Origin of the sequence: Ideonella azotifigens (assembly GCF_006519715.1) — a bacterium.
GTDB lineage: Bacteria > Pseudomonadota > Gammaproteobacteria > Burkholderiales > Burkholderiaceae_C > Ideonella > Ideonella azotifigens.
Genome location: NZ_VIDT01000454.1, coordinates 1 through 4,584, shown reverse-complemented (window position 1 = coordinate 4,584; position 4,584 = coordinate 1). Strand labels below are relative to the sequence as shown.

5 protein-coding genes are annotated in these 4,584 nt (G+C 66.2%); 1 reads left to right on the top strand and 4 read right to left on the bottom strand.

Translation table 11 applies throughout. The features are described from left to right. Nucleotides 1-11: 11 nt before the first annotated feature. The gene (locus FKP22_RS21775; RefSeq protein ID WP_141289786.1) at nucleotides 12-1,688 is read right to left on the bottom strand and encodes an alkaline phosphatase D family protein; all 1,677 of its coding nucleotides are present in this window, start codon (nucleotides 1,686-1,688) and stop codon (nucleotides 12-14) included. Nucleotides 1,689-1,857: 169 nt separating this feature from the next. On the opposite strand from FKP22_RS21775, the gene flhB reads away from it, so the two are divergent. Then, nucleotides 1,858-2,994 carry a flagellar biosynthesis protein FlhB gene (flhB, locus tag FKP22_RS21770; protein WP_141289785.1) on the top strand — a complete coding sequence of 379 codons (1,137 nt, stop codon included), beginning with the start codon at nucleotides 1,858-1,860 and terminating at the stop codon, nucleotides 2,992-2,994. Here the strand turns inward: flhB and FKP22_RS21765 are convergent. From FKP22_RS21765 to FKP22_RS21755, 3 genes are read right to left on the bottom strand one after another with little or no spacing between them, the layout of a single operon-like run. Continuing rightward, complete coding sequence (locus tag FKP22_RS21765) at nucleotides 2,991-3,386, bottom strand: GFA family protein (RefSeq protein WP_141289784.1); 396 nt, start codon at nucleotides 3,384-3,386, stop codon at nucleotides 2,991-2,993. The genes flhB and FKP22_RS21765 overlap by 4 nt on opposite strands. Nucleotides 3,387-3,402: 16 nt before the next feature. Beyond that, nucleotides 3,403-3,843, bottom strand: a complete 441-nt coding sequence (locus FKP22_RS21760) for a hypothetical protein (protein ID WP_141289783.1) — start codon at nucleotides 3,841-3,843, stop codon at nucleotides 3,403-3,405. 47 nt (nucleotides 3,844-3,890) lie between these two features. Beyond that, complete coding sequence (locus FKP22_RS21755) at nucleotides 3,891-4,268, bottom strand: VOC family protein (RefSeq protein ID WP_141289782.1); 378 nt, start codon at nucleotides 4,266-4,268, stop codon at nucleotides 3,891-3,893. Nucleotides 4,269-4,584 lie beyond the last annotated feature (316 nt).

Here is a 4,584-nt window from a genome sequence, read left to right as displayed (position 1 = left end):
CAGGCCGCCGTTCAGGGCGCCAGGACCGGCGCGCCGCTGCGGCTCAGCGTGGGCGTGCCTGCGCTCAGGTGCTTGCTGCCACTGGTAACCTGCCAGGTCGTCGACAGGCTTTCCACCGTGCTGGGTGCCGTGATGGTGTCCACGTTCCAGAACTCGCAGACCACGCGGCTCGCATCGATGTCCAGCAGCATGTAGCCGCGCCGGTTCAGGTCGATGTGCTTGAAGTGCGGGTTCTGCGACTTCAGGTAGCCGGCGATCTGGTTGCTCGGATCGTCAATGCCCGGCGAGGTCACCGAGGTGCCGACGAATTCGACCGCTGCCGAGCCGGCGCCGGTGCTGGCGTTGTAGCCGCCGCTGCTCACGTCGCTGTTGTTCGGGTCCTGGCTCAGGTCGGCCGCCCAGGCGCTGTGGATGTCGCCGGTCAGCACCACCACGTTGCCCACCGCGGCGTGTTGCGTCGTGCCCTTGAGCACCTTGTAGATGCGGTCGCGCTGGGGCTGGTAGCCGTCCCACTGGTCCGGGTTCAGGAAGGCGCCGCCGCCGGCGGAGTTCGGCGCGCCCTGCGCCTTCAGCTGGGCGAACATCACGCCCTGGCCCAGCAGGCGCCAACTGGTGGTGGACTTGCGCAGGCCCTTGGTCAGCCACTGTTCTTCGGTGTCGCCCAGCAGCGTGCGGCTCGGGTCGAGAAAGTCGCCGGTCTGCGTGAAGCCCAGGCCCAGCGGGGTGGGCACGGTGGCGGGCAGTTGTTCGCTGCGGGCGTTGACGCGCTCTTCCAGCATGTACAGGTCGACCAGGTTGCCGAAGCGCACATTGCGGTTGTTGCGGCGCGGGTTGTCCTTGTCGACCATGCGCACCGGCATCCACTCGTAGTAGGCCTGCAGCGCGGCGGCCACGCGGTCGGACCAGCTGCCTTCGCCGGCGTTCTGGTTCTCGGCGCCGTCCTTCCACGCGTTGTTCGCGGTTTCGTGGTCGTCCCAGATGGCGATCATCGGGTGCTGGCGGTGCATGGCCTGCGCATCGGCGTCGGTCTTGTACTGGGCGTGGCGCATGCGGTAGTCGGCCAGGCTCAGGATCTCGGTCGAGGGCTGCAGCTTGCGCAGGTTGCCGTACTGGCCGTCGCCGTATTCGTAGAGGTAGTCGCCCAGGTGCAGCACCGCGTCCAGGTCGGCACGCTCGGCAATGCGGCCGTAGGCATTGAAGTAGCCGTAGGCGTAGTTCGAGCAGCTCACCACCGCCAGGCGCAGCTGGTCCACGTTGCCGGCGGGCAGCGTGCGGGTGCGGCCGATGGGCGAAAGCTTGTCCAGGTGGCTGAACTGGTAGTAGTAGGTGGTGCCGGGCTGCAGGCCCGTCACGTCGACCTTGACGGTGAAGTCACGGCTTGGCGTGGTCATCACCTGGCCGGTGGTGACCACGTCGCTCAGGGCCGGGTCGCGGGCGACCACGTAGCTGGCGTAGACCTTGTCCTTGGGCTGCGTGGGCGTCACGCGGGTCCAGAGGATGACGCGGTCGGTCAGTGGGTCGCCGCTGGCCACGCCGTGCTGGAAGGCGCCTTTGTAGCTGCCGGCCTGGGCGTCCAGCGACAGCGCGGGCAGGGCCGCGATGGCCACGGCAGCGGAACTGGAGCGCTTGAAAAAGTCGCGGCGGCTGGTGCCTTGCGGCGCGGGCTTGACGGAGCTGGGGCGTCCCATGATGACTTCCTTGAGGTGGCCGGCGACGGCCGGCTCGAACTGAGCGCCTCACGGTAGTTCTGGGTTTTGACAGCGTGTTGACACGGCCCGCCGTGCGGATCACCGTGGTTTTTCAGCCTGTTTTCCAGCTCAGGTCCTGGCGCCGCCCGAGGCACCATCTCGGTCAACCATGGCTGATTCCGCCCAAGACCGCAACTTACCGGCTTCTTCCAAGAAGAAGAGCAAGGCCCGCGAAGAAGGCCAGGTCCCCCGATCGCGGGACCTGGGTCATTTCACCGCGCTGGCCGCAGGCGGCGCCGGGCTGGCCGCGATCGCCGTGCCGCTGTCGGGCTGGCTGCAGCAGATGCTGGCGAGCGCGCTGCGCTTTGACCGCAGCACCGTGGCAGATCCCGGCCAGATGAGCGCGCAGCTTGCCGCCATGATGATGAAGGCCTTGCTGGTCATCGTGCCCATGGGCCTGGTGATGGCCGGCGTCGGCATCCTCACGGCTGTGCTGTCCGGCGGCTGGAACATGAGCTTCAAGGTGCTGGAGCCCAGCTTCGGCAAGCTCAACCCCATCTCCGGGCTGGGCCGCATGTTTGCCAAGCAGCACCTGATCGACGTCGGCAAGATGCTGGTGATGGCCTTGCTGCTCGGCAGCGTCGGCTACTACTACCTGAAGGCCCAGTTCATGGGCATGGTCAGCCTGATGGCCGTGCCGCTGCCCAGCGCCGTAGGCCAGCTCGCCAGCACCATTGCCGGCGGCTTCGGGCTGCTGCTGCTGGTGCTGGGCGTGTGGGCCCTGATCGACGTGCCCTTGCAGCACCACCTGTGGCTGGAGAAGCTCAAGATGAGCCGCGAGGAAGTCAAGCAGGAACACAAGGACGCGGAAGGCAACGTCGAGATCAAGGCCAAGATCCGGGCGCGCATGCGCGAGATGGTCAAGAAACGCATGTTGGCCGCCGTGCCAACGGCCGACCTGATCGTCATGAACCCGACCCACTACGCCGTCGCGCTGAAGTACGACGAATCCCAGATGGGCGCACCCCGCGTGGTCGCCAAGGGCGCAGACCTGCTGGCCCTGAAGATCCGCGACATCGCCCGCGAATCCAAGGTCCCAGTGCTGCAAGCCCCGCCGCTGGCGCGAGCGCTGTACGCCCACTGTGAGCTGGACCACGAGGTGCCCGCCGCGCTGTTCGCCGCCGTCGCCCAGGTGCTGGCCTGGGTCTACCAGCTGCGCGGCAAGCCCGGCTACATCGCCCCGCCGGAAGTGCATGTGCCGCCGGAACTGGATCCGCACAATGCGCCGGACAACAAGATGCCCTAGTCCATGTGCCTGATGTCTGGCGGCATGCTCACCCAGCTGTGCATGCGCTCCTCGTAGACCGAGAACGTCGGGCCAGGGAACTTCGGGTCGGCGAACGCACCGACCGGAATGATGACGAAGCCTTCCATGCCTTCGACGGTGTAGAACACCGTGGCGCCGCACTCCGGGCAGAACCTGAACGTCGCACGTGAGCCCTCGTCGCCCACCCGCACGTATTCCTTGCTGGCACCCGTCACCGTGACGGCACTGGCGTCAAAACGCGCCTGCGCCGCGAAGACACTGCCGGTTCGCCGCTGGCAGGCCAGGCAATGGCAAACCGAAACGCCGATGGGGTCTGACGTGACCTCGGCTTGAAGTTGGCCACAGCTGCAGGATGCGGTTCGGAGGGTCATGGTCTGGTGTTACTCATCAACGGAACCGGCGAAATGCGAAGGCTGTGGCCAAAGCGGTAAACATCAGCGCGCCGATGGGCGGACCATAGGCAGGCCTGAAGAAAGCCACAAAAAAATTCAGATCGGGTGCGACGCCCCCATCGTTGGAGCGGCGGCTGAATTCTTGGTAGAGCCCCATTGTTCCCGCCAGTTGCCACAACAGCAGGGCGCCCGCGAGGCACGTCATCGCCAGAAGAAGCCAGCGAGACCAAGCGCGTTCTTGGAACAGGCCAATGCCTGCCGTCAGCGCAAGGCTTCCAATGGCGATGTAGAGGCCTGCGGCGGACAGCGCGCCAACTGACAACTCACCAACGCTCGCCGTGAACAACAGTATGAGAACGCCGCAGAGGAGAAGCGGCATGCCGATGGCGCAGCATACAACCGCAATCGCAATGACCGCGATTCGCGATAGCTTCATACCTGCCTTAACGCCTCAACGACGACCGCCCAGCGGTTGTGTACGCATCAAGCCTCCGGCTTGTGGCAAACCGCTTCGATGTTGTGCCCGTCTGGATCGATCACAAAGGCCGCGTAGTAGTTCGCGTGGTATTTCGGGCGCAGGCCGGGCGGGCCGTTGTCCTTGCCGCCGGCTTCCAGCGCTGCGCGGTAGAAGGCGTCCACCTGCTGGCGACTCTCCGCCACGAACGCAAGGTGAAGATGCGCCGGCTTCTCGTCGGTCTGGAACAGGCACAGCGAAATCTCGCCGTCCGGGTGGCAAAGCTCGATGCCGTAGGCAGGCTCAGCCTCTGAACCCGCTACCACGCCCAATGGTGCGAGTGCCTTGAGGTAGAACAGCTTGCTCGCCGCGTAGTCGCTGGCGCCGAATTTGACGTGGTCGAACATGGGCCTCCGGAAGTGTGGCGCTGGGAATTCTCCGGTCGATTCTTGCACCACGCCACTCCGGCCGGCCACATGGCGGGCAGGCCGCATTGGCAAGCTGGCCTGGATGATGGCGCGGCCATTCGGTCCACGCCGAGTCCGAGGTTCAGGCGGGGCTGAACGTGTCCAGCTGGGCGCGCATCGCCGCGAGCTCGGCCGCGTGGTGGTCGCGCGCGGTGACCGCGCCCACCAGTTCCATCTCTGCCGCCAGCCGCGCATCCGACTCGGCCGCGGTGTTCGCCACCTGACGTTCCAGCTGCGCCCGCAGGTCGGCCAGCTG

Coding starts and splice junctions, on each gene's coding strand:
- FKP22_RS21765 (WP_141289784.1), bottom strand. CDS start 3,386: ATGACCCTCCGAACCGCATCCTGCAGCTGTGGCCAACTTCAAGCCGAG.
- FKP22_RS21775 (WP_141289786.1), bottom strand. CDS start 1,688: ATGGGACGCCCCAGCTCCGTCAAGCCCGCGCCGCAAGGCACCAGCCGC.
- FKP22_RS21755 (WP_141289782.1), bottom strand. CDS start 4,268: ATGTTCGACCACGTCAAATTCGGCGCCAGCGACTACGCGGCGAGCAAG.
- FKP22_RS21760 (WP_141289783.1), bottom strand. CDS start 3,843: ATGAAGCTATCGCGAATCGCGGTCATTGCGATTGCGGTTGTATGCTGC.
- flhB (WP_141289785.1), top strand. CDS start 1,858: ATGGCTGATTCCGCCCAAGACCGCAACTTACCGGCTTCTTCCAAGAAG.